General features: G+C 71.6%; 15 protein-coding genes. 5 read left to right on the top strand and 10 right to left on the bottom strand.

Going from position 1 to position 19,153, the window contains the following annotated elements; all coding sequences use genetic code 11:
• Positions 1–95: 95 nt before the first annotated feature.
• The 6 genes from gap to uvrC form a co-directional block, all read right to left on the bottom strand.
• Positions 96–1,106 (bottom strand): type I glyceraldehyde-3-phosphate dehydrogenase, encoded by a 1,011-nt coding sequence (gene gap / locus ABTZ54_RS19725; RefSeq protein WP_351664817.1) that lies wholly within the window; start codon positions 1,104–1,106, stop codon positions 96–98.
• Positions 1,107–1,354: 248 nt separating this feature from the next.
• Positions 1,355–4,315, bottom strand: a complete 2,961-nt coding sequence (locus ABTZ54_RS19720; protein WP_351664815.1) for a M14 family metallopeptidase — start codon at positions 4,313–4,315, stop codon at positions 1,355–1,357.
• A 177-nt stretch (positions 4,316–4,492) separates the two neighbouring features.
• The gene (gene whiA, locus ABTZ54_RS19715; protein ID WP_046911893.1) at positions 4,493–5,482 is read right to left on the bottom strand and encodes a DNA-binding protein WhiA; all 990 of its coding nucleotides are present in this window, start codon (positions 5,480–5,482) and stop codon (positions 4,493–4,495) included.
• Positions 5,473–6,498: a gluconeogenesis factor YvcK family protein gene (locus ABTZ54_RS19710; protein ID WP_351664813.1), complete on the bottom strand. Its 1,026-nt coding sequence runs from the start codon at positions 6,496–6,498 to the stop codon at positions 5,473–5,475. Before ABTZ54_RS19710 ends, whiA begins: the two co-directional genes overlap by 10 nt.
• Positions 6,495–7,469 (bottom strand): RNase adapter RapZ, encoded by a 975-nt coding sequence (gene rapZ / locus ABTZ54_RS19705; protein ID WP_351664811.1) that lies wholly within the window; start codon positions 7,467–7,469, stop codon positions 6,495–6,497. Before rapZ ends, ABTZ54_RS19710 begins: the two co-directional genes overlap by 4 nt.
• Entirely contained in the window at positions 7,466–9,457 is a 1,992-nt protein-coding gene (gene uvrC, locus ABTZ54_RS19700) for an excinuclease ABC subunit UvrC (RefSeq protein ID WP_351664809.1), read from the bottom strand. The genes rapZ and uvrC overlap by 4 nt, the downstream gene beginning before the upstream one ends.
• Positions 9,458–9,493: 36 nt before the next feature.
• Between uvrC and ABTZ54_RS19695 the strand changes: the two genes are divergently transcribed.
• Entirely contained in the window at positions 9,494–10,270 is a 777-nt protein-coding gene (locus ABTZ54_RS19695; RefSeq protein ID WP_351664807.1) for an SDR family NAD(P)-dependent oxidoreductase, read from the top strand.
• A 118-nt stretch (positions 10,271–10,388) separates the two neighbouring features.
• Here the strand turns inward: ABTZ54_RS19695 and ABTZ54_RS19690 are convergent, their stop codons facing one another.
• On the bottom strand, positions 10,389–11,192 hold the full coding sequence (locus ABTZ54_RS19690; RefSeq protein ID WP_351664805.1) for a hypothetical protein: 804 nt from the start codon (positions 11,190–11,192) through the stop codon (positions 10,389–10,391).
• Positions 11,193–11,197: 5 nt separating this feature from the next.
• Positions 11,198–11,806, bottom strand: a complete 609-nt coding sequence (locus ABTZ54_RS19685) for a papain-like cysteine protease family protein (RefSeq protein ID WP_351664803.1) — start codon at positions 11,804–11,806, stop codon at positions 11,198–11,200.
• 235 nt (positions 11,807–12,041) lie between these two features.
• Between ABTZ54_RS19685 and ABTZ54_RS19680 the strand changes: the two genes are divergently transcribed.
• Complete coding sequence (locus ABTZ54_RS19680) at positions 12,042–12,971, top strand: hypothetical protein (protein WP_351664801.1); 930 nt, start codon at positions 12,042–12,044, stop codon at positions 12,969–12,971.
• 13 nt (positions 12,972–12,984) lie between these two features.
• Here the strand turns inward: ABTZ54_RS19680 and ABTZ54_RS19675 are convergent, their stop codons facing one another.
• A complete protein-coding gene (locus ABTZ54_RS19675) occupies positions 12,985–13,410 on the bottom strand; it encodes a Rieske (2Fe-2S) protein (protein WP_351664799.1) in 426 nt (141 codons plus the stop codon).
• A 137-nt stretch (positions 13,411–13,547) separates the two neighbouring features.
• On the opposite strand from ABTZ54_RS19675, the gene ABTZ54_RS19670 reads away from it, so the two are divergent.
• Complete coding sequence (locus tag ABTZ54_RS19670; protein ID WP_351664797.1) at positions 13,548–14,441, top strand: carbohydrate kinase family protein; 894 nt, start codon at positions 13,548–13,550, stop codon at positions 14,439–14,441.
• Between the two features lie 53 nt (positions 14,442–14,494).
• Here ABTZ54_RS19670 and uvrA read toward each other — a convergent pair whose 3' ends face one another.
• Positions 14,495–17,533, bottom strand: a complete 3,039-nt coding sequence (uvrA, locus tag ABTZ54_RS19665) for an excinuclease ABC subunit UvrA (RefSeq protein WP_351664795.1) — start codon at positions 17,531–17,533, stop codon at positions 14,495–14,497.
• 166 nt (positions 17,534–17,699) lie between these two features.
• Between uvrA and ABTZ54_RS19660 the strand changes: the two genes are divergently transcribed.
• Positions 17,700–18,392, top strand: a complete 693-nt coding sequence (locus ABTZ54_RS19660) for a maleylpyruvate isomerase family mycothiol-dependent enzyme (protein ID WP_351664793.1) — start codon at positions 17,700–17,702, stop codon at positions 18,390–18,392.
• A 47-nt stretch (positions 18,393–18,439) separates the two neighbouring features.
• A complete protein-coding gene (locus ABTZ54_RS19655) occupies positions 18,440–19,096 on the top strand; it encodes an MBL fold metallo-hydrolase (protein ID WP_351664791.1) in 657 nt (218 codons plus the stop codon).
• The last annotated feature ends 57 nt before the right edge of the window (positions 19,097–19,153 follow it).

The following is a 19,153-nucleotide window of genomic DNA, read 5'->3' as shown; positions in this document are numbered from 1 at the left end:
CTCCCTTGGTACACGGTGGAGCACACGAGACAGGGCTCGTTCAGCGCGTCTTCGCGCTGCCCGAGCCCTGCTACATCGAAACCCGCCTCTAGAGTTTAGAGCTGGCCGCCGACGAAGACGGTGAGGTCGACGAGACGGTTGGAGTAGCCCCACTCGTTGTCGTACCAGCCGAGGATCTTCACCGAGTTGCCGTCCTGGACCATGGTCAGGGAGGAGTCGAAGGTGCACGACGCCGGGTCGCTGACGATGTCCGAGGACACGATCGGGTCCTCGGTGTAGAACAGGATGCCCTTCAGCGGGCCGTCCTCGGAGGCCTTCTTGAAGGCCGCGTTGACCTCGTCCTTCGTGACCTCGCGGTCGAGGGTCACGACGAGGTCGGTGGCCGAGCCGGTCGGGACCGGAACGCGCATCGCGATGCCGTCCAGCTTGCCCTTGAGCTGCGGGAGGACCAGGGCGGTGGCCTTGGCGGCACCCGTCGTGGTCGGGATGATGTTCTCCGCGGCGGCGCGGGCGCGGCGCAGGTCCTTGTGCGGGAAGTCCAGGATGCGCTGGTCGTTGGTGTACGCGTGGACCGTGGTCATCAGGCCCCGGACGATGCCGAAGTTCTCGTCGAGAACCTTGGCCATCGGCGCCACACAGTTGGTGGTGCAGGAGGCGTTGGAGATGACGTGGTGGTTCGCCGGGTCGTACTTGTCCTGGTTGACGCCCATGACGATGGTGATGTCCTCGTCGCTGGCCGGAGCCGAGATGAGGACCTTCTTGGCGCCACCGGCGATGTGCTTCTCGGCGTCGGCCTTCTTGGTGAAGATGCCGGTCGACTCGATGACGATGTCGACGCCCAGCTGACCCCAGGGGATGTCGGCCGGGTTGCGCTCGGAGAGCACCTTGATGGTGTGGCCGTCGACGGTGATGGTGTCGGCGGTGTGGCTCACCTCGGCCTTGAGGCGGCCCAGGATGGTGTCGTACTTCAACAGGTGGGCCGTGGTCGCGGTGTCACCCAGGTCGTTGACAGCCACGATCTCGATGTCGGCACCCTGCTCAAGGAGCGCGCGGAAGTAATTGCGACCGATACGGCCAAAGCCGTTGATGCCTACGCGGATCGTCACGAACCGATCTCCTCGTTAGGTGACGCCGGGTTTCGACGCCCGGCGAGCTTCTCTTTTGGGATGTCCCCGACCGCTTACGACCCTACCTCTCCTTGCGCCCGAGAGTGACATCCAGCGCAGCCGTCCGAGCCCGGAAAGTGCCGTAAAAAGGCCGACAGCCCTTACCTCCCAAGAGGTAAGGGCTGTCGCGGGACCTTCGCCCCCACTACGGAGAGTGACGAAAACGTGCGCTCGACTGAGCGCCCGGATCAGCGTCGGAGCGAATTAAGGGCCTTTCCGAGCAGAGCCGCCCGATCCGCCGCATTCGGGACGTGCTCCAGACCGAAGCCGAAGAGCACGGTGTCACGGGTGGTGACCGATGCCTGCGAGTGGAAGAGCGCCTCGGAACGGGTCCAGTCGGATCCGTTCCCGGGGCTGCCGGCCGGCGCGCCCGGTACGGACCAGTCGCCGGTCCCGGTCTCGAAGCCCTCGGTGTCGGTGGTGGCCCCGGCGGTGAGCCGGAGGTCGTCGACGAAGGCGCCCATCTCGCCGGTGCCGGGGTCGGAGACGTACGAGATCGCCAGCTCGACCCGCTTGCCCGCGTAGGCGCTCAGGTCGACCTTCGCCTGCCGCCAGCCGTTGGACGGGCCGGTGAAGGCGTTCCAGGCGCCGGTGGTGCCGGTCGCGGCGCAGCCGTCCTGGCCGACGGTCAGGTAGTGGGCGAGGAAGGGGTGCCCGCGCACGTAGTAGCCCTCGCCGCAGTCGGCGGGCGGCTCGGCGGAGGTGCCGCCGTTGGCGTCGGGCAGGGTGGTCCAGTCGTCCTGGCCGACGGTGTGGGCCTCGACGATCAGGTTGTCGTACCCCGGCTCGGTGTCGTAGCTGACCTGGAAGGTCAGGTTCGGCTGCGAGGCGGCGGCGACGCCGGTGAGGTCCACGGTCCTGGCGAGCCGCGCCCAGGTGTTGTCCGAGTGGCGCAGGGCCGCGAAGCGGCTGCCCTCGTAGGGCTCGAACGGGGTGCGGATGCCCGGGTAGTCGCCCGCCGAGGCGCTGCTCGCGAACTGCGGGAACAGGTCGGGCTTCAGGGTGTCGGAGGTGACGGTGTAGGCGCCCGCGTTGTCGAGCGGGTTGCCCTCCGCCGCGCCCAGGGGCGCGCCCGCGCCGCCGAGGCGGCCGGATCCGGCGAAGGAGACGGGGCCGTTGAGGCCGGCCCTGCGGTAGGCGCCGAGGTAGTACTGGGCGAAGTCGTTGGACTCGGCGCGGCCGATCGTGACCAGGCCGCCGGACTTCTCGCCCGCGTTGACCAGCTTGCCGCCCTCGTTGAGGTAGGCGCGGACGGCGAGCAGCGTGCTCCCGGAGGGCTGTTCGGCGCCGGTGTACCAGACGACGGCACGGAAGTGGCTCAGTACGCCGAGGGGGTGCGGGGCGCCCTGGGTGGCGACGTCCCAGACGGCGGCCTTGCGGCCGCCCGCGCCGAGCGCCTTCACATAGGCGTCGGTGTTCTTCGCGGCGGTGGTGCCGCCCTCCTCTGCGAGGACGAGAACGTCGCCGCGGGGCCGTTCGGCCACGGTGTACGTGAACGGGGTGGACGCGGTGGCCTTGCCCTCGCGGGTGCGGGCCGTGTACCAGACCTCGACCTTGTCGCCCGGCTTCGCGCCCTCGACCTCGGCGCGGTACTGGTCGAAGTAGAGGTTGTCCTCGCCCCCGAAGGTCTTGCCGCCCTTCCAGGGCTCCAGGCCCTCGCGCTCGGTGCGGCCGCCGTTGATCCGGTAGTTCAGGGTCTTGGCGCGCAGCGACTTGCGGGCGGTGACGGCGACCTCCTGCTCCTGGCCGCGGGCGGCGTAGGAGGTGGCGAAGGTGTCCGGGGTGAAGTCGGGGGCCTCGATGCCCACCGGGGAGACGGGCCGGTCCGGGTGGGCGGCGGTCTCGGCGACGGCGAGCGCGAAGGGGATGTTCTTGGCGAACTCGGCCTGGATCAGCTTCTCGTCGTCGGGGAAGGTGAAGACCGAGGCGCAGTCCGCCGCGTTCCAGGCGTCGTTCGGGTCGACGCGGGAGGCGGTGGCGCAGGTCGACATCTCCGGGGTGAACATCTGCATCCCGTTGACGTTGGCGGCGTGTCCGTCGGCCTCGCCGTTGGTGATGTAGAGCTCCGAGGAGACCTGCGGGCGGTAGCCGGGGACCGCGGACTTCTGCGGGGTGCCGGCGAGCGCCTTGAGGGCCACGTCGTCGGGGGTGTCGGTGGCGACCTGCCAGCCCACGCCGTAGAGCAGCAGCTGGGCGGCGGAGTGGTAGTTGATGCCGTACTGGAAGCCGATGCGCTTCTCGAAGCGGTCGAGGGCGCGGGTCTCGGGCTCGGAGTTCGGTCCGGGGCCGCGGAAGGTCTCGTCGGCCTGGTCGGGCGAGGAGCCCTCGTTGTCGTAGCCCCACTTGTAGGCGAAGTTGCGGTTGAGGTCGACGCCGTCGCCGGACTCGATGCGACCGTCGCCGTTGTTGTCGCGCAGGTTCTTGCGCCACTGGCGGTTGGCCGGGTCGGCGTGGGTGTAGTCGTAGCCGTCCGGGTTGGCGGAGAGCACGAACCACAGCTCGGTGGTGTCGACCAGCCGCGTCAGCCGGCTGTCCTTGCCGTAGCCGTCCAGGTAGTAGTGCATCAGCCGCCGGGTCATCTCGGGGGTGATCCACTCGCGGGCGTGCTGGTTGGACATGTAGAGCGTGGCGGGCCGCGAGCCGTCCTTGGTCTTCGCGGCGCCCTTGCTGATCTTGAGGGCGAGGATGTCCTGGCCCTTGACCGTCTTGCCGATGGAGACGACCTTGGTGATCCCGGGGTTCGCCCGCGCGGTGTCCAGGATCTCCTGCTTGAGGCCGCCGGGGCCGCCGTACGGGCGGAAGACGCCGTCGCCGGCGTTCGCGACCCGCTTCTCCGCCTGGGCGGTGAGGGTGTGCTCGGTGATCTCGACGCCCTCGCTCCGCAGCTTCCCGGCCTGCTCCCCGGTGAGGTAGAGCTCGACGGTGGCGGAGCCCTTGGCGGGCACCTGCTCGGTCAGTTCACGGGCGTCGGTGCCGGCGTCGAGGAGGAGCGGCACCTGCTCCTTGCTGACCTTGGCACGCCAGACGGAGAGCCCGTCGCCCTGGGCCGAGCCGTCGGTGTTCGGCTGTGCTCCGGCGACGGGTGCCGCCACCAGTCCCGCGATCAGCAGTGACCCGGCGGCGAGCACCGCTCTTGCTCTGCGTCTCATAAGCCCCCCTTGCTCTTGTCTGCCACGAAAGTGAACAGACGTCAGGCTCGTGGTGACTCACGGGCTTCGTCAAGGGTGCGTACGGCGCGGCGAACGGAAGCTGCCGGTGCCTCAGAAAGGCACCGGCAGCGGTGAGTTGAGCGGAATCGGCCGTTCTGCGGCCGTTCCGGTGACGGGTCAGCCGACGAGGCTGTCGTCCAGCTCCTCCGTCAGGTTGGACTCGGTCCCGGGAATGCCCAGGTCCTGCGCCCGCTTGTCGGCCATGGCGAGCAGCCGGCGGATCCGGCCGGCCACCGCGTCCTTGGTCAGCGGCGGGTCGGCGAGCGCGCCCAGCTCCTCCAGGGAGGCCTGCTTGTGCTCCATGCGCAGCCGGCCCGCGGCGGCGAGGTGCTCGGGCACCTCGTCGGCGAGGATCTCCAGGGCCCGCTGCACCCGGGCGCCCGCGGCGACCGCCGCGCGGGCCGAGCGGCGCAGGTTGGCGTCGTCGAAGTTGGCCAGCCGGTTGGCGGTGGCGCGCACCTCGCGGCGCATCCGCCGCTCCTCCCAGGCCAGCACCGACTCGTGCGCGCCGAGCCGGGTGAGCAGGGCCCCGATGGCGTCGCCGTCGCGGACCACCACCCGGTCCACGCCCCGTACCTCGCGGGCCTTGGCCGCGATGGAGAGCCTGCGGGCCGCGCCGACCAGGGCGAGGGCGGCCTCGGGGCCGGGGCAGGTCACCTCCAGGGAGGAGGAGCGGCCCGGCTCGGTCAGCGAGCCGTGCGCCAGGAAGGCGCCGCGCCAGGCCGCCTCCGCGTCACAGGTGGCACCCGACACGACCTGCGGGGGCAGGCCCCGGATCGGACGGCCGCGGCCGTCCACCAGGCCGGTCTGGCGGGCCAGCTGGTCGCCGCCCGCCACCACGCGCACCACGAAGCGCGAGCCCCGGCGCAGTCCGCCGGGGGCCATCACGATCAGCTCCGAGCTGTGCCCGAAGATCTCCAGGATGTCCCGCTTGAGGCGGCGCGCCGCCATCGCGGTGTCGAGCTCCGCCTCGATCACGATCCGGCCGCTCACCAGGTGCAGCCCGCCCGCGAACCGCAGGATCGACGAGACCTCTGCCTTCCTGCAGCAGGTCCGGGTGACGGGAAGCCGGGAGATCTCGTCCTTCACCGCTGCCGTCATCGCCATGGGCCGATCCTTCCATGCATCCGAAAAATACGGTCGTACGCGGCGGCCAACAGCTCCGGGTCATGCTTCGGAGCACCGTCGGGCCTGGCCACCGGCGCCAGCTCGACCGCGGCGCCGAGCCGCTTGGCGGCATCGGCGAGGGACTCGCGATCGGGCACGGCGGCCTCGTCGGCCAGCACCACGTCCAGGGCGAGTTTAGGGGCGTGTCGTGCCAAAACCTCCAAATGACGCTGCGGAGAGAAGCCCTCTGTTTCTCCGGGCTGCGGCGCGAGGTTCAGCGAGAGCACCCGACGGGCCTTGGTCTCCACCAGGGCGTCGAGCAGCTCGGGGACCAGAAGGTGCGGGATCACCGAGGAGAACCAGGACCCCGGGCCGAGCACCACCCAGTCCGCGTCCAGGACCGCCTCGACGGCCTCGGGCACGGCCGGCGGGTCGTGCGGCACCAGGTGCACGGACTGCACCTCGCCGGGGGTGAGGGCCACGGTGGCCTGGCCGGCCACGGTGTCGACGTCGAGCGGGCGCTCCGGGTCATGGCCCTTGACCAGGGCCTGGAGCTCCAGCGGCACGGCGGACATGGGCAGCACCCGGCCGTGCGCGCCGAGCAGCCTGCCGACCAGGTCGAGGGCCTGGACGGGGTCGCCGAGCTGCTCCCAGAGGGCGACGATCAGCAGGTTGCCGACCGCGTGGCCGTGCATCTCGCCCTTGGACTGGAAGCGGTGCTGGATCACCCGGGCCCAGGTCTGGCCCCAGTCGTCGTCGCCGCAGAGCGCCGCGAGCGCCTTGCGCAGGTCGCCGGGGGGCAGCACGCCCAGCTCCTCGCGGAGCCGGCCGCTGGAGCCCCCGTCGTCGGCGACGGTGACCACGGCGGTCAGGTCGCCGGTGATGCGGCGCAGGGCGGCGAGGGAGGCGGAGAGCCCCATCCCGCCGCCGAGCGCGACCACCTTGGGCTGGGCACCGCGCCTGCGGAGCGCGCGCCGCACCGACAGGGTGGAAGCGCGCCGTTTGTACGGCTTCACTCGCGCCCCATGTCCCGGTGGACGACGACGGTCTCGACGCCCTCCGAGGCGAGCCGGGCGGCCAGCTTCTCGGCGGTGGCCACGGAGCGGTGTTTGCCGCCCGTGCAGCCGACGGCGATCGTCACGTACCGCTTGCCCTCGCGGCGGTATCCGGCGGCGATCAGCTGGAGCAGCTCGGTGTAGCGGTCCAGGAACTCCTTGGCGCCGGGCTGGTTGTAGACGTAGTTGGCGACCTCTTCGTTCAGACCGGTGAAGGGGCGCAGCTCGGGGACCCAGTGCGGGTTGGGCAGGAAGCGCATGTCGACGACGAGGTCGGCGTCGACGGGCAGTCCGTACTTGAACCCGAAGGACATCACGGTGGCCCGCAGCTCGGGCTCCTCCTCGCCGGCGAACTGGGCGTCCATCTTGGCGCGCAGCTCGTGGACGTTGAGGCTGGAGGTGTCGATCACCAGGTCGGCGTCGCCGCGCAGCTCGCGCAGCAGGTCGCGCTCGGCGGCGATGCCGTCGACGATGCGCCCGTCGCCCTGGAGGGGGTGCGGGCGGCGGACCGACTCGAAGCGCCGGACCAGGGCGTCGTCGGAGGACTCCAGGAAGACGATCCGGCGGGTGACCTGCTTGGAGTCGAGGTCGGCGAGGGAGTCGCGGAGGTTGTCGAAGAACTGCCGGCCGCGGACGTCGACGACGACCGCGATGCGGGCGACGTTGCCCTGGGAGCGGGCGCCGAGCTCCACCATGGTGGGGATCAGCGCGGGCGGCAGGTTGTCGACGACGAACCAGCCGAGGTCCTCCAGGCACTTCGCGGCGGTGGACCGGCCGGCTCCGGACATGCCGGAGATGATCACCAGTTCGGGGATGGCCGCGTCGGCGTTGGCGTCGCCCGCGGGCTCCGTGGTGCCCGTATCCATGTCTGGCGCTCCGTCTTCGTGCTCGTTGTGCGTGTGCTGCGGGTCCTGCTGGTCGTGCGTGGTCATGCCGTGGTGCCCCCGTCGTCTTCCATGATCTCTCCTGTTGCCGTGTTCACGGCGGGCGCGGCCGGGGCCGCCTGCGCGAGGGCCACCGCCACGGCCTCCGCCGTCTTGCGGCCCATGCCGGGGACCTCGCAGATCTGCTCGATTGTCGCCTGTCGGAGGCGTTTGACCGAGCCGAAATGCTTGATGAGTGCCTGTTTGCGCGTCTCGCCCAGGCCCGGGACGGCGTCCAGGGGGCTGCTGCGGATGCGTTTGTTCCGCTTGGAGCGCTGGTAGCGGATGGCGAAATCGTGAGCCGTGTCACGTACCCGCTGGAGGAGGTACAGGCCCTCGCTGGAGCGGGGCAGCACCACCGGGTCGTCGTCGCCGGGCAGCCAGACCTCCTCCAGGCGCTTGGCGAGCCCGCAGACGGCGATGTCGTCGATGCCGAGCTCGTCCAGGGCCCGCCGGGCCGCCGCCACCTGCGGCTGCCCGCCGTCGACCACGACGAGCTGCGGCGGGTACGCGAAGCGCTTGGGCCGCCCGTCGTCCTCCCGGCCCTCGGGCCCCTCGTCCGCCGGGACCTCGCCGTCGACCCACTCGCCGGTCTTCTCCTTCTCGGCGAGGTAGCGCTTGAACCGGCGGCTGATCACCTCGTGCATGGAGCGGACGTCGTCCTGCCCCTCGAAGCCCTTGATCTGGAAGCGGCGGTACTCCCCCTTGCGGGGCAGTCCGTCCTCGAAGACGACCATGGAGGCCACGACGTCCTCGCCCTGGAGGTGGGAGATGTCGAAGCACTCGATGCGCAGCGGCGCCGAGTCCAGGTCGAGGGCGTCGGCGATCTCCTCCAGGGCCCGGGAGCGGGTGGTGAGGTCGCTGGCCCGCTTGGTCTTGTGCAGCACGAGGGCCTGCTGCGCGTTGCGCGCGACGGTCTCCATCAGGTCCTTCTTGTCGCCGCGCTGCGGGACCCGCAGCGAGACGTTGGACCCCCGGCGCCCGGCGAGCCAGGCGCTGACCGCCTCGGCGTCCTCGGGCAGGGCGGGGACCAGGACCTCCTTGGGGACGCCTTCGCCGCTCTCCTCGCCGTACAGCTGCTGGAGGGCGTGCTCGACGAGCCCGGCGGTGTCGACGGCCTCGACCTTGTCCGTGACCCAGCCGCGCTGGCCGCGCACCCGGCCGCCGCGCACGTGGAAGATCTGGACGGCGGCCTCCAGCTCGTCCTCGGCGAGCGCGATCAGGTCGGCGTCGGTGGCGTCGGCGAGGACGACCGCGCTCTTCTCCATGGCCTTGCGCAGGGCCCCTATGTCGTCGCGCAGCCGGGCGGCCCTCTCGTACTCCATGTCCTCGGCCGCGAGCGTCATCTCCTTCTCCAGACGCCGCAGATACGTGCCGGTGCGGCCGGTCATGAAGTCGCAGAAGTCCTCCGCCAGTTCGCGGTGCTCCTCGGGGGTGACCCGGCCGACGCAGGGCGCCGAGCACTTGCCGATGTAGCCGAGCAGGCACGGCCGTCCCGCCGAGGCGGCATTCCGGAAGACCCCCGCCGAGCAGGTACGCACCGGGAACACGCGCAGCATCAGGTCGACGGTCTCGCGGATCGCCCAGGCGTGCCCGTACGGCCCGAAGTAGCGCACGCCCTTCTTCTTGTGGCCCCGCATGACCTGGACGCGCGGATACTCCTCGTCGAGCGTGACGGCGAGATACGGATAGGACTTGTCGTCCCGGTACTTCACATTGAACCGGGGGTCGAACTCCTTGATCCAGGTGTACTCCAGCTGTAGCGCCTCGACCTCGGTCGATACGACGGTCCACTCCACGGAGGCGGCCGTGGTCACCATCGTCGCCGTGCGCGGGTGCAGGCTGGCGAGCGGCTGGAAGTAGTTCGCCAGGCGCTGGCGCAGGGACTTCGCCTTCCCGACGTAGATCACCCGGCGGTGCTCGTCGCGGAATTTGTAGACCCCCGGCGAGTCGGGGATCTGTCCCGGCTTCGGGCGGTAGCTGGAGGGGTCGGCCATGGTTCCACCCTACTGGCGGGGACCGACACTCAGGCCGTGCGCGCTCGTTGGCCGGACATGGCGAACGAGGTTTCAGGACGGCTCGCGGGCCGGGTGTGCGTGGTCACCGGCGCGGCGAGCGGGATCGGCCGGGCGACGGCCCTGCGCTTCGCGCGCGAGGGCGCCCGGGTGGTGGCGACGGACGTGGACGCGGAGCGGCTCGGCACGCTCGGCGACGACATGGTCACGGTGGTCGGGGACGTCTCGCGGGACGCGGACGCCCGCCGCATGATCGCCACGGCGGTCGAGCGCTTCGGCCGCCTTGACGTGCTGGTGGCGAACGCCGGGGTGATCCCGCTGCTCGACATCACCGAGGCGAGCGCCTCGGACTTCGACCACGTGATGGCCGTGGACGGCCGGGGCATGTTCCTGACCTGCAAGTACGCGATCGAGGCGATGCTCCTCACCGGCGGCGGCGCGATCGTCTGCACCTCGTCCGTCTCGGGCGTCGCGGGCCAGGCCCGGCAGGCGGTCTACGGCCCGGCGAAGTTCGTGGCGACGGGCCTGACCAAGCACCTGGCGGTGGAGTGGGCCGCCCACGGCATCCGCGTCAACGCGGTCGCCCCCGGCACGATCGAAACCGAACGCGTAGCCGCCGTCCGCGAGGAACCGGGCGGCCCCGCCTACCTGGAATCCGTAGCCAAAGCCCACCCGATGACCCGCTTCGGCCACCCCGACGAGGTCGCGTCAGCCATCCTCTTCCTGTCCTCGGAGGAGGCCAGCTTCGTGACGGGGGCGGTGCTGCCGGTGGACGGGGGGTATCTGGCGCAGTAGGGGACGGAGGCCAGGACCTCCGCCCCCCCTCGTTGTGGGCAATCGTTCCGCAGGGCGGAACGGGTGGGCACAACGGAACGGCGCCCCTTGCCGGGCCTAGGCTCCCAGTCGCCCGAACCTAGCCCTCCACAGACCCGCGCCGCCTCCGTACGGCCGCAGCACCTATCAGCCCAAGGGCCAGCACCGCACCGGCCCCCGCCGCGGTGGAGGCAGCGGTGACGACAGACCCGTCAGCAGCCTCCGGCACAGCGGCAGCGCTGTCATACCCACCCGCCACCCCCTTCTTCGCATACCCGGACCCCGGCAACTTGTCCCCGTAAGCCCTCACCACCCGCTCCCGATACACAGCGAGCGTGACCCCGTTCTTACCCACCGCCCGCACCGCATCCTCATCCAGCGGCAGCACCTTCGCCCCCTTCTGGACATACCACGCGTCGATCTGCGGCTCACGGAAGACGATCCCCCCGGGCAGCGCCCGCAGCCCCTCCCGGGTGTAGCGCAGCTCGTCGTCGCCGGTGGCGATGTTCACCACCCGCCAGCCGCCGTCGGCCCCGCGCACGGTCCACAGCGAGGCCGTCTGCCCGTCAGCGGCGACCGCCTTGCTCGCGTGGAACTCCACGCGGGCCACGGCCGCGCCCGGCTTCCCGGCGACGAAGTCCGGCGACAGGATCCGTACCGGCACCGAAGCGCCCTCGATCCGGGGTTTGGCCGCGGACCGCGCAAGAGCGGCGCCGTCCTTGGCGTCCCGGCTGAAGAAGCGGGCCAGCGTGTCGAGGGTCCCCGGCGCGGCGGCCGCCTGCTCGGGGGTGGGCGCGGCCGGCGGGACCGGGGCCGGAGCCGCCTCGGCCGGCGCGGCGCCGAGGGCGACCAGGGCGGTGGCGGCCAGCAGGCCCGCGCCCAGGGCACGTGTGCGTACGGTCATCGTCGTCACGCCCCGATCCGGTAGAGCGAGTGGGTCCAGGAGAAGGAGCTGTTGTTGACGTACCAGTCGTGCGACGCCCAGTTGTAGCGGTCGCTGGAGGGCCACGGGTCGCCCCAGTAGACCCAGCTGTTGGCGTCGTCGTAGCCGTAGATCACATGCATGTGGCCGCCGCCGCTGGACCACTGGATCCGCGTCTCGATCGGCCGGTTGGCGTTGATCTCGGTCTGCACGGTGGAGTAGCGCAGCCAGCCGTCCACGTACGAGCCGGGGTTGATGCCGGCCCAGCTGAGCCCGGTCTGGACGTTGCCGAGGGTGGCCTGCGAGTTGGGGCACTCGTAGCCCTGCTGGCGGTTGAAGGCGGCGTTGCAGAACTGGTTCTGGGTGTAGGAGCGGCCGAACCAGGTGGCGATGGTGTTGCCGGCCCCGGCCCAGCACCAGTTGGTCTTCTGCTGGGCCTGCATGGTGATGTTGAGGCGCTTGTACGCGTACGCCGACGCGGTGTCGCTCTGTGTCGTCCCGGATCCGGCCGGCGCGGCGGTCGCCGGCACGGCGGGCAGGACGAAGAGGGCGGCGGCCGCGGCGACCGCCGCGAAGGTGAGCTTTCTCTTGCGCATCGCGTTCCTCCCGAGGTGGGGATGTGGGGAGTTGGAGGAGAGGAGCGCGTCCGGACGCTGGTCAGGAGCATCGGCCGTTGTCCGGAACGGGTCAACACGCTTCAATGCGGGGTGACGGCGAGCTGTGAACGGTGTGACCCGGCTGTGAACGACGGCCCCCGGTCCACCAGCCCGCCCGCCCTGGGCGGTGCCGCACTCCGTCCGCCCTGACGTGAACGTTCACTGAGGAGTCCTCGTGGGTCATACCGAGGCCGATCTGGCGCAGCTGCTGCACACCGGCCCGTTCCACCTGGCGCTGCGCACGGCGCTCGCGGTGCGCGGGCTGCCGCTCCAGCGGGTGCAGCACCATCTGGCGCACCGGGGCATCAAGGTCGGGGTGACCTCGCTGAGCTACTGGCAGCAGGGCGCCCGCCGCCCGCAGCGGCCCGAGTCGATGAAGGCGGTCCGGGCCCTGGAGGAGGTGCTGCAACTGCCGGGGAACTCGCTGACCCGGCTGCTCGCCGAGGACGCCGCCGCCCGCGCCGACGTGGAGCGCCCGGCGACCCGCTCGTACCGCTCCCTGGTGGAGGCCTCCGGGGTCGTGGAGGAGCTGCTCGCGGAGCTGGAGAGCCCGGCGGACGGGGGGCTGCACACGGTGGGCCACCACGAGCGGGTGCGGATCGGGGCGGGCCGGGAGCTGCTCGGCCGGGATTCGCAGCAGGTGGTGCGGGCGCACCGGGACGGGATCGACCGCTATCTGGCGATCCACTGGGGCGATCCGGGCTGCGATCCGTCCCGGGTGGAGGTGCGGGCGGCGGAGAACTGCCGTACGGGCCGGGTGCGGCGGCACGCGGAGACGGGGGTGCTGGTCGCGGAGCTGCTCTTCGACACGCGGCTGCGGGCCGGGGACACGTACTTCTTCTCGTACGGCTTCGAGGACGGTACGGGCGGTCCGAGCCGGGAGTACGTGCGGGGCTTCAGCTTCGCGGGCGGGCAGTACGTGCTCCAGGCGCGCTTCGACGAGGCGGCGCTGCCGGTGCGGTGCCGGCGGTTCGCGCAGGCCTCGACGGGTGCGCCGCGCGGCGGCCGGGCCGAGCTGACGCTGAGCGGCCGGCACCGCGCGGTGCACCTGGTGGAGCAGGGGGTGCGCCCGGGGATCCTGGGGATCGAGTGGGACTGGGCGTAGCCGCCCCGGGGCCTCAGGCCTCCGGGCCGGCGATCAGCTTGCCGTTCTCCACGCGGACCGGGACCTCGGGGAGCGGCACGGTCGCCGGGCCCTGGAGGGCCTTGCCGGTGGCCACGTCGAAGCGGCTGCCGTGGCAGGGGCAGTTGCCCTCGTTGTCCTCGATCTTGTCGAGCACGCAGCCGGCGTGGGTGCACTGGGCGCTGAACGCCTTGTACTGGCCCTTGGCCGGGCAGTGCACGAGCAGCCGCTGCTCGCGGTAGAGCTTCGCGCCGCCCACGGGGACCTCGTCGGGCGCGCCGAGGGCGACCGGTGCGGTCGGGGTCGGGGTCTGGGCGTGGCCCAGCTTGGAGTCCGTGGAGCAGGCGGAGACACCCAGCCCGGCGGCCCCGGCGAGGGCGGCGCCTTTCAGCACGGTGCGGCGGGTGGACTGGCCGGACATGAGCACTCCACGGGTTCACGGGGGAAATCGGGGACAAGCCACCCGAAGCGGGTGACCCGAACGACGATACCGGCGCGCTCCCGGGGGCCTGCGGCGGGGCTGTCGTGACGGGTGGGGCATGGGTTACCTTCCGGTACGTGATCGTCGTCGCCGGTGAGTCCCTGATCGACCTGGTTCCGGACGGGGCCGATGGCCCGCTGTCCCCGCTGCTGCCCCGGCCGGGCGGCGGCCCGTACAACACGGCGGTGGCCCTCGGGCGGATCGGCGCGGAGGCGGCCTTCTGCTCCCGGGTCTCGACGGACGCCTTCGGCGAGGCGCTGGTCGGCGGGCTGCGGGCGGCGGGGGTGGCGACCGGTCTTGTCCAGCGCGGGCCCGAGCCGACGAGCCTGGCGGTGGCCTCGGTGGGTCCGGACGGCTCGGCGCGCTACGGCTTCTACGTGGAGGGCACGGCGGACCGGCTCTTCACGCTGCCGGAGCGGCTGCCGGAGGGGGTGCGGGCGGTGGCCTTCGGCACCTGCTCGCTGGCTCTGGAGCCGGGCGCGAGCGCGTACGAGGCCCTGCTGCGGCGCTCGTCGCGGGACGGTGTCTTCACGCTGCTCGACCCGAACGTGCGTCCGGGCCTGATCCCGGACCCGGCGGCGTACCGGGAGCGCTTCGCGGGCTGGCTGCCGTACGTCTCGCTCCTGAAGCTGTCGGAGGAGGACGCGGCCTGGCTGGGCGGCTCCCCGGCCGGGTGGCTGGAGCGGGGCCCGGCCGCGGTGGTCCTGACCCGGGGCGCCCGGGGCCTGAGCGTCCTCACGCGCGCGTACGAGGTGTCGGTCCCGGCGGTGCGGGTGCGGGTGGTGGACACGATCGGGGCGGGCGACACGGTGAACGCGGCCCTGCTGCACGGGCTGGCCGGCCGTGATCCGGCGGCCCTGTCCCGGGAGGAGTGGCGGGAGCTGCTGTCCTTCGCGGCCAGGGCGGCGGCGGTGACCTGTACGAGGGCGGGCGCGGAGCCGCCGTACGGGCACGAGCTGGGCGACGCCTGAGGGGGTGGCCCCGCCGCTGTCGGCTGGGCCACCCCCTCGGGTGTCGGCGTCCGTCAGGCCTTGCGGGCCCTGGCGGTCGTCTTCTTCGCGGCGGTCTTCTTCGCGGGCGCCGCCTTCTTGGCGGCGGCCTTGGTCGCGGTCGCCTTGGTGGCCGCGGCCTTCTTCGCGGGGGCCTTCTTGGCGGGTGCCTTCTTGGCGGGTGCCTTCTTGGCGCTCCGCGCGGCCGGGACCGAGGCGTCGCTGATCCGGTCGGCGCCGAGGATCTCGCGGAGGAACTTGCCGGTGTGGCTGGCCGGGACCGAGGCGACCTCCTCGGGCGTGCCCTCGGCGACGACCAGGCCGCCGCCGTTGCCGCCCTCGGGGCCCATGTCGATGACCCAGTCGGCGGTCTTGATGACGTCCAGGTTGTGCTCGATGACGATCACCGAGTTCCCCTTGTCGACCAGGCCGGACAGGACCGTGATCAGCTTCGAGATGTCCTCGAAGTGGAGGCCGGTGGTCGGCTCGTCCAGGACGTAGACCGTGCGGCCCGTGGAGCGCTTCTGGAGCTCGGAGGCCAGCTTGACGCGCTGGGCCTCGCCGCCGGAGAGGGTGGGCGCGGACTGGCCGAGGCGGACGTACCCGAGGCCGACCTCGTGGAGCGTGCGCAGATGGCGGGCGATGGTCGGGACGGCCTCGAAGAAGCCCAGGGCCTCCTCGATCGGCATGTCCAGGACCTCGGCGATGGACTTGCCCTTGTAGTGGACCTCCAGGGTCTCCCGGTTGTACCGGGCGCCGTGGCAGACCTCGCACGGGACGTAGACGTCCGGGAGGAAGTTCATCTCGATCTTGATGGTGCCGTCGCCGGAGCAGTTCTCGCAGCGGCCGCCCTTGACGTTGAAGGAGAAGCGGCCGGGCAGATAGCCGCGGACCTTCGCCTCCATGGTCTCCGCGAACAGCTTGCGGACGTGGTCGAAGACGCCGGTGTACGTCGCCGGGTTGGACCGCGGGGTGCGGCCGATGGGCGACTGGTCGACGTGCACGACCTTGTCGACGAGGTCGTCGCCGTCCACCCGGGTGTGCCGTCCGGGCACCGACTTGGCGCCGTTGAGCTCGCGCGCCAGGTGGGTGTAGAGGATGTCGTTGACCAGGGTCGACTTGCCGGAGCCGGAGACTCCGGTGACGGCGGTGAGGACGCCGAGCGGGAAGGAGACGTCGATGTCCCGCAGGTTGTTCTCGCGGGCGCCGTGCACGGTGAGGCGGCGGCCGGGGTCGATGGGGCGGCGGACGTCCGGGGTGCCGATGGCCCTGCGGCCCGACAGATACTGCCCGGTCATCGACTCCTCGTTGGCGAGGAGCTCCTTCAAGGGTCCTGAGTGGACCACCTTGCCGCCGTGCTCACCGGCGCCGGGGCCGATGTCGACGACCCAGTCGGCGACCTTGATGGTGTCCTCGTCGTGCTCGACCACGATGAGCGTGTTGCCCATGTCGCGGAGCCGGACCAGGGTCTCGATGAGCCGGTGGTTGTCGCGCTGGTGCAGGCCGATGGACGGCTCGTCGAGCACGTAGAGCACGCCGACCAGGCCGGAGCCGATCTGGGTGGCGAGCCGGATGCGCTGGGCCTCGCCGCCGGAGAGGGTGCCGGCGGCCCGGTTGAGCGAGAGGTAGTCGAGGCCGACGTCGACGAGGAAGCGCAGCCGCTCGTTGACCTCCTTCAGGACCCGCTCGGCGATCTTCTTGTCGCGGGCGTTGAGGGTGAGGCGGCCGAGGAAGTCGGCGCAGTCGCTGATCGACATGGCGGAGACCTCGGCGATGGACTTCTCCATCACGGTGACCGCGAGCACGATCGGCTTGAGGCGGCTGCCGTGGCAGGTGGGGCAGGGCACCTCGCGCATGTAGCCCTCGAAGCGCTCGCGGCTGGAGTCGCTCTCGGCCTCGCTGTGCCGCCGCTTCACGAAGGAGACGGCGCCCTCGAAGGCGGGGGTGGTGTAGGCCCGCTCGCGGCCGTACCGGTTGCGGTAGCGGACCTCGACCTGGGTCTTGTGGCCGTACATGAGGGCCTTCTTGGCCCGCTGCGGCAGCCCGGCGTACGGGATGTCGGTGCGGAAGCCCAGCGCCTGGGAGAGGCCGCCGATGAGCCGGCCGAAGTACTCCTTGGTGTGGCCGTGCGACCAGGGGTGGATGGCGCCCTCGTCGAGGGACTTCTCCTCGTCGGGGACGACCAGCTCGGGGTCGACCTCCATGCGGGTGCCGATGCCGGTGCAGTCCGGGCAGGCGCCGAAGGGCGAGTTGAAGGAGAAGGAGCGCGGCTCCAGCTCCTCGAAGGAGAGGTCGTCGTACGGGCAGTAGAGGTGCTCCGAGTACATCCGCTCGCGCTCGGGGTCGTCCTCGGCGAGGTCGACGAAGTCGAGCACGACCATGCCGCCGGAGAGCCCCAGCGCGGTCTCCACCGAGTCGGTGAGCCGCCGCTTGGCGCCGTCCTTCACGGTGAGGCGGTCGACGACCACCTCGATCGTGTGCTTCTCCTGCTTCTTCAGCGTCGGCGGCTCGCTGAGCTGGATCGTCTCCCCGTCGACCCGGGCGCGGCTGTAGCCCTTGGTCTGGAGGTCGGCGAAGAGGTCGACGAACTCGCCCTTGCGCTCACGCACCAGCGGCGACAGGACCTGGAAGCGGCTGCCCTCGGGCAGCTCCAGGACCTTGTCGACGATGGCCTGCGGCGACTGGCGGGAGATCGGCCGGCGGCACTCCGGGCAGTGCGGCTTGCCGATGCGGGCGAAGAGGAGGCGGAGGTAGTCGTAGACCTCGGTGATCGTGCCGACCGTCGAGCGCGGGTTGCGCGAGGTCGACTTCTGGTCGATGGAGACGGCGGGCGACAGACCTTCGATGAAGTCGACGTCCGGCTTGTCCATCTGGCCGAGGAACTGGCGGGCGTAGGAGGAGAGCGACTCGACGTACCGGCGCTGCCCCTCGGCGAAGATCGTGTCGAACGCGAGGGAGGACTTGCCCGACCCGGAGAGCCCGGTGAAGACGATCAGGGAGTCGCGGGGGAGGTCGAGCGAGACGTTCTTGAGGTTGTGCTCACGAGCGCCACGGACGATGAGACGGTCGGCCACGCCGGTCCGCACCTTTCTTGAGAGAGCGGATGTGCCTGAACACCCAACAACCAAGGATGCCGGATGCTTCCGTCGAGCCTATAGCACGCACATTCGATTTCCGGAGTTCTGCCACCCTCTTCACCCGAACGAGTGGCGACACCGCCCCGGCGCTAGGGTCGGCGCCATGATCGACCATGTGCGTGACCTGACCTCCGTGCGCGAGGCGACCGACCGGCTCCTCAAGGCGGCCTCCTCCTGGGACAACGCGGCGCTCGCCGAGCCGTCACGGCTTCCGGGCTGGACCCGTGGCCACGTCCTCGCCCACCTCGCCCGCAACGCCGACGCCCTCGTGAACGTGCTCCAGGGCCTGCCGATGTACGAGGACGGCGCCACCCGCGACGCCGACATCGAGCGGGACGCGGGCCGCCCCCTCGACGTCCAGCTCGCCGACCTGCGCGCCACGGCCGAGCGCTTCGACGCCGTGTGCGCCGGGCCCGCCGACTGGGACCGGACCGTGGAGCTGCGCAACGGCGTCACCGACAGCGCCTCCCGGGTGCCCTTCCGCCGCTGGGTCGAGGTGGCGCTGCACCACGTCGACCTGGACGCCGGTTACGAGCTCGCCGACCTCCCGGAGGAGTTCCTGCTGCGCGAGACCGACTTCCTCGCCGACCGCTGGTCCGGCCGCCCCGAGGTGCCGCCGGTGACCCTCCGTACCCCCGACGGCGCCGACCGCGGGCGGACCGGGGGCACCGAGGGCGCCCCGGTGACCGTCACCGGCTCCCTGGACGAGCTCCTCGGCTGGCTGGCCGGGCGCGGTGACAAGGGCGCGGCCCTCGTCACCGAGGGTGGCCCGCTCCCCCAGCTCCCGCCCCTGTAGCCGCCGTTGCCGCCCCGGGCGCCCCGGCCCGGGGATAGGCTGAGGCCATGACGTACAGCGGAGCGGTGAAGGTCGGCGGACCTGCGGACGTGCACGAGCTGACCGACCTGATGATCTCGAAGGTCGCGGTCGGCGAGATGAACAACAACGCCTACCTGCTGCGCTGCCGGGCGACCGGCGAGCAGCTGCTGATCGACGCGGCCAACGAGGCCGGGACCCTGCTCACGCTGATCGGTGACGACGGCATCGCGTCCGTCGTCACCACCCACCAGCACGGCGACCACTGGCAGGCCCTTCAGGAGGTCGTCGACGCCACCGGCGCGCGCACGTACGCCGGCGCGTACGACGCGGAGGGCATCGCCGTCCCGACCGACGTCCGCGTCCAGGACGGCGACACGATCACGGTCGGCCGGGTCGAGCTCACCGCGCGGCGCCTGGTCGGCCACACACCGGGCTCCATCGCGCTGGTCTACGACGACCCGCACGGCCACCCGCACCTCTTCACCGGCGACTGCCTCTTCCCGGGCGGCGTCGGCGGCACCTGGGGCGACGCGGAGGCCTTCGCGAGCCTGATCCACGACGTCGAGACCAAGCTCTTCGGCGCGCTCCCGGACGAGACCTGGGTCTACCCCGGACACGGCAGCGACACGACGCTGGGTGACGAGCGCCCGCACCTGGAGGAGTGGCGCGAGCGCGGCTGGTGATCCCCTGGTGATCCCGACGCGCCCCCGCACGCCCCCGTAACCCGGACGGCGGGCGGG

This window comes from Streptomyces sp. NPDC094032 (genome assembly GCF_040303965.1).
GTDB lineage: Bacteria > Actinomycetota > Actinomycetes > Streptomycetales > Streptomycetaceae > Streptomyces.
The sequence above is the reverse complement of the archived record's forward strand: the minus strand, read 5'-3'. Positions and strand labels throughout refer to the sequence as shown.

Bases quoted from the DNA above. Each gene is read 5' to 3' on its own strand.
- ABTZ54_RS19720 (WP_351664815.1), bottom strand. From the start codon at position 4,315: ATGAGACGCAGAGCAAGAGCGGTGCTCGCCGCCGGGTCACTGCTGATC.
- whiA (WP_046911893.1), bottom strand. From the start codon at position 5,482: ATGGCGATGACGGCAGCGGTGAAGGACGAGATCTCCCGGCTTCCCGTC.
- rapZ (WP_351664811.1), bottom strand. From the start codon at position 7,469: ATGACCACGCACGACCAGCAGGACCCGCAGCACACGCACAACGAGCAC.
- uvrC (WP_351664809.1), bottom strand. From the start codon at position 9,457: ATGGCCGACCCCTCCAGCTACCGCCCGAAGCCGGGACAGATCCCCGAC.
- ABTZ54_RS19690 (WP_351664805.1), bottom strand. From the start codon at position 11,192: ATGACCGTACGCACACGTGCCCTGGGCGCGGGCCTGCTGGCCGCCACC.
- ABTZ54_RS19685 (WP_351664803.1), bottom strand. From the start codon at position 11,806: ATGCGCAAGAGAAAGCTCACCTTCGCGGCGGTCGCCGCGGCCGCCGCC.
- ABTZ54_RS19675 (WP_351664799.1), bottom strand. From the start codon at position 13,410: ATGTCCGGCCAGTCCACCCGCCGCACCGTGCTGAAAGGCGCCGCCCTC.
- ABTZ54_RS19660 (WP_351664793.1), top strand. From the start codon at position 17,700: ATGATCGACCATGTGCGTGACCTGACCTCCGTGCGCGAGGCGACCGAC.
- ABTZ54_RS19655 (WP_351664791.1), top strand. From the start codon at position 18,440: ATGACGTACAGCGGAGCGGTGAAGGTCGGCGGACCTGCGGACGTGCAC.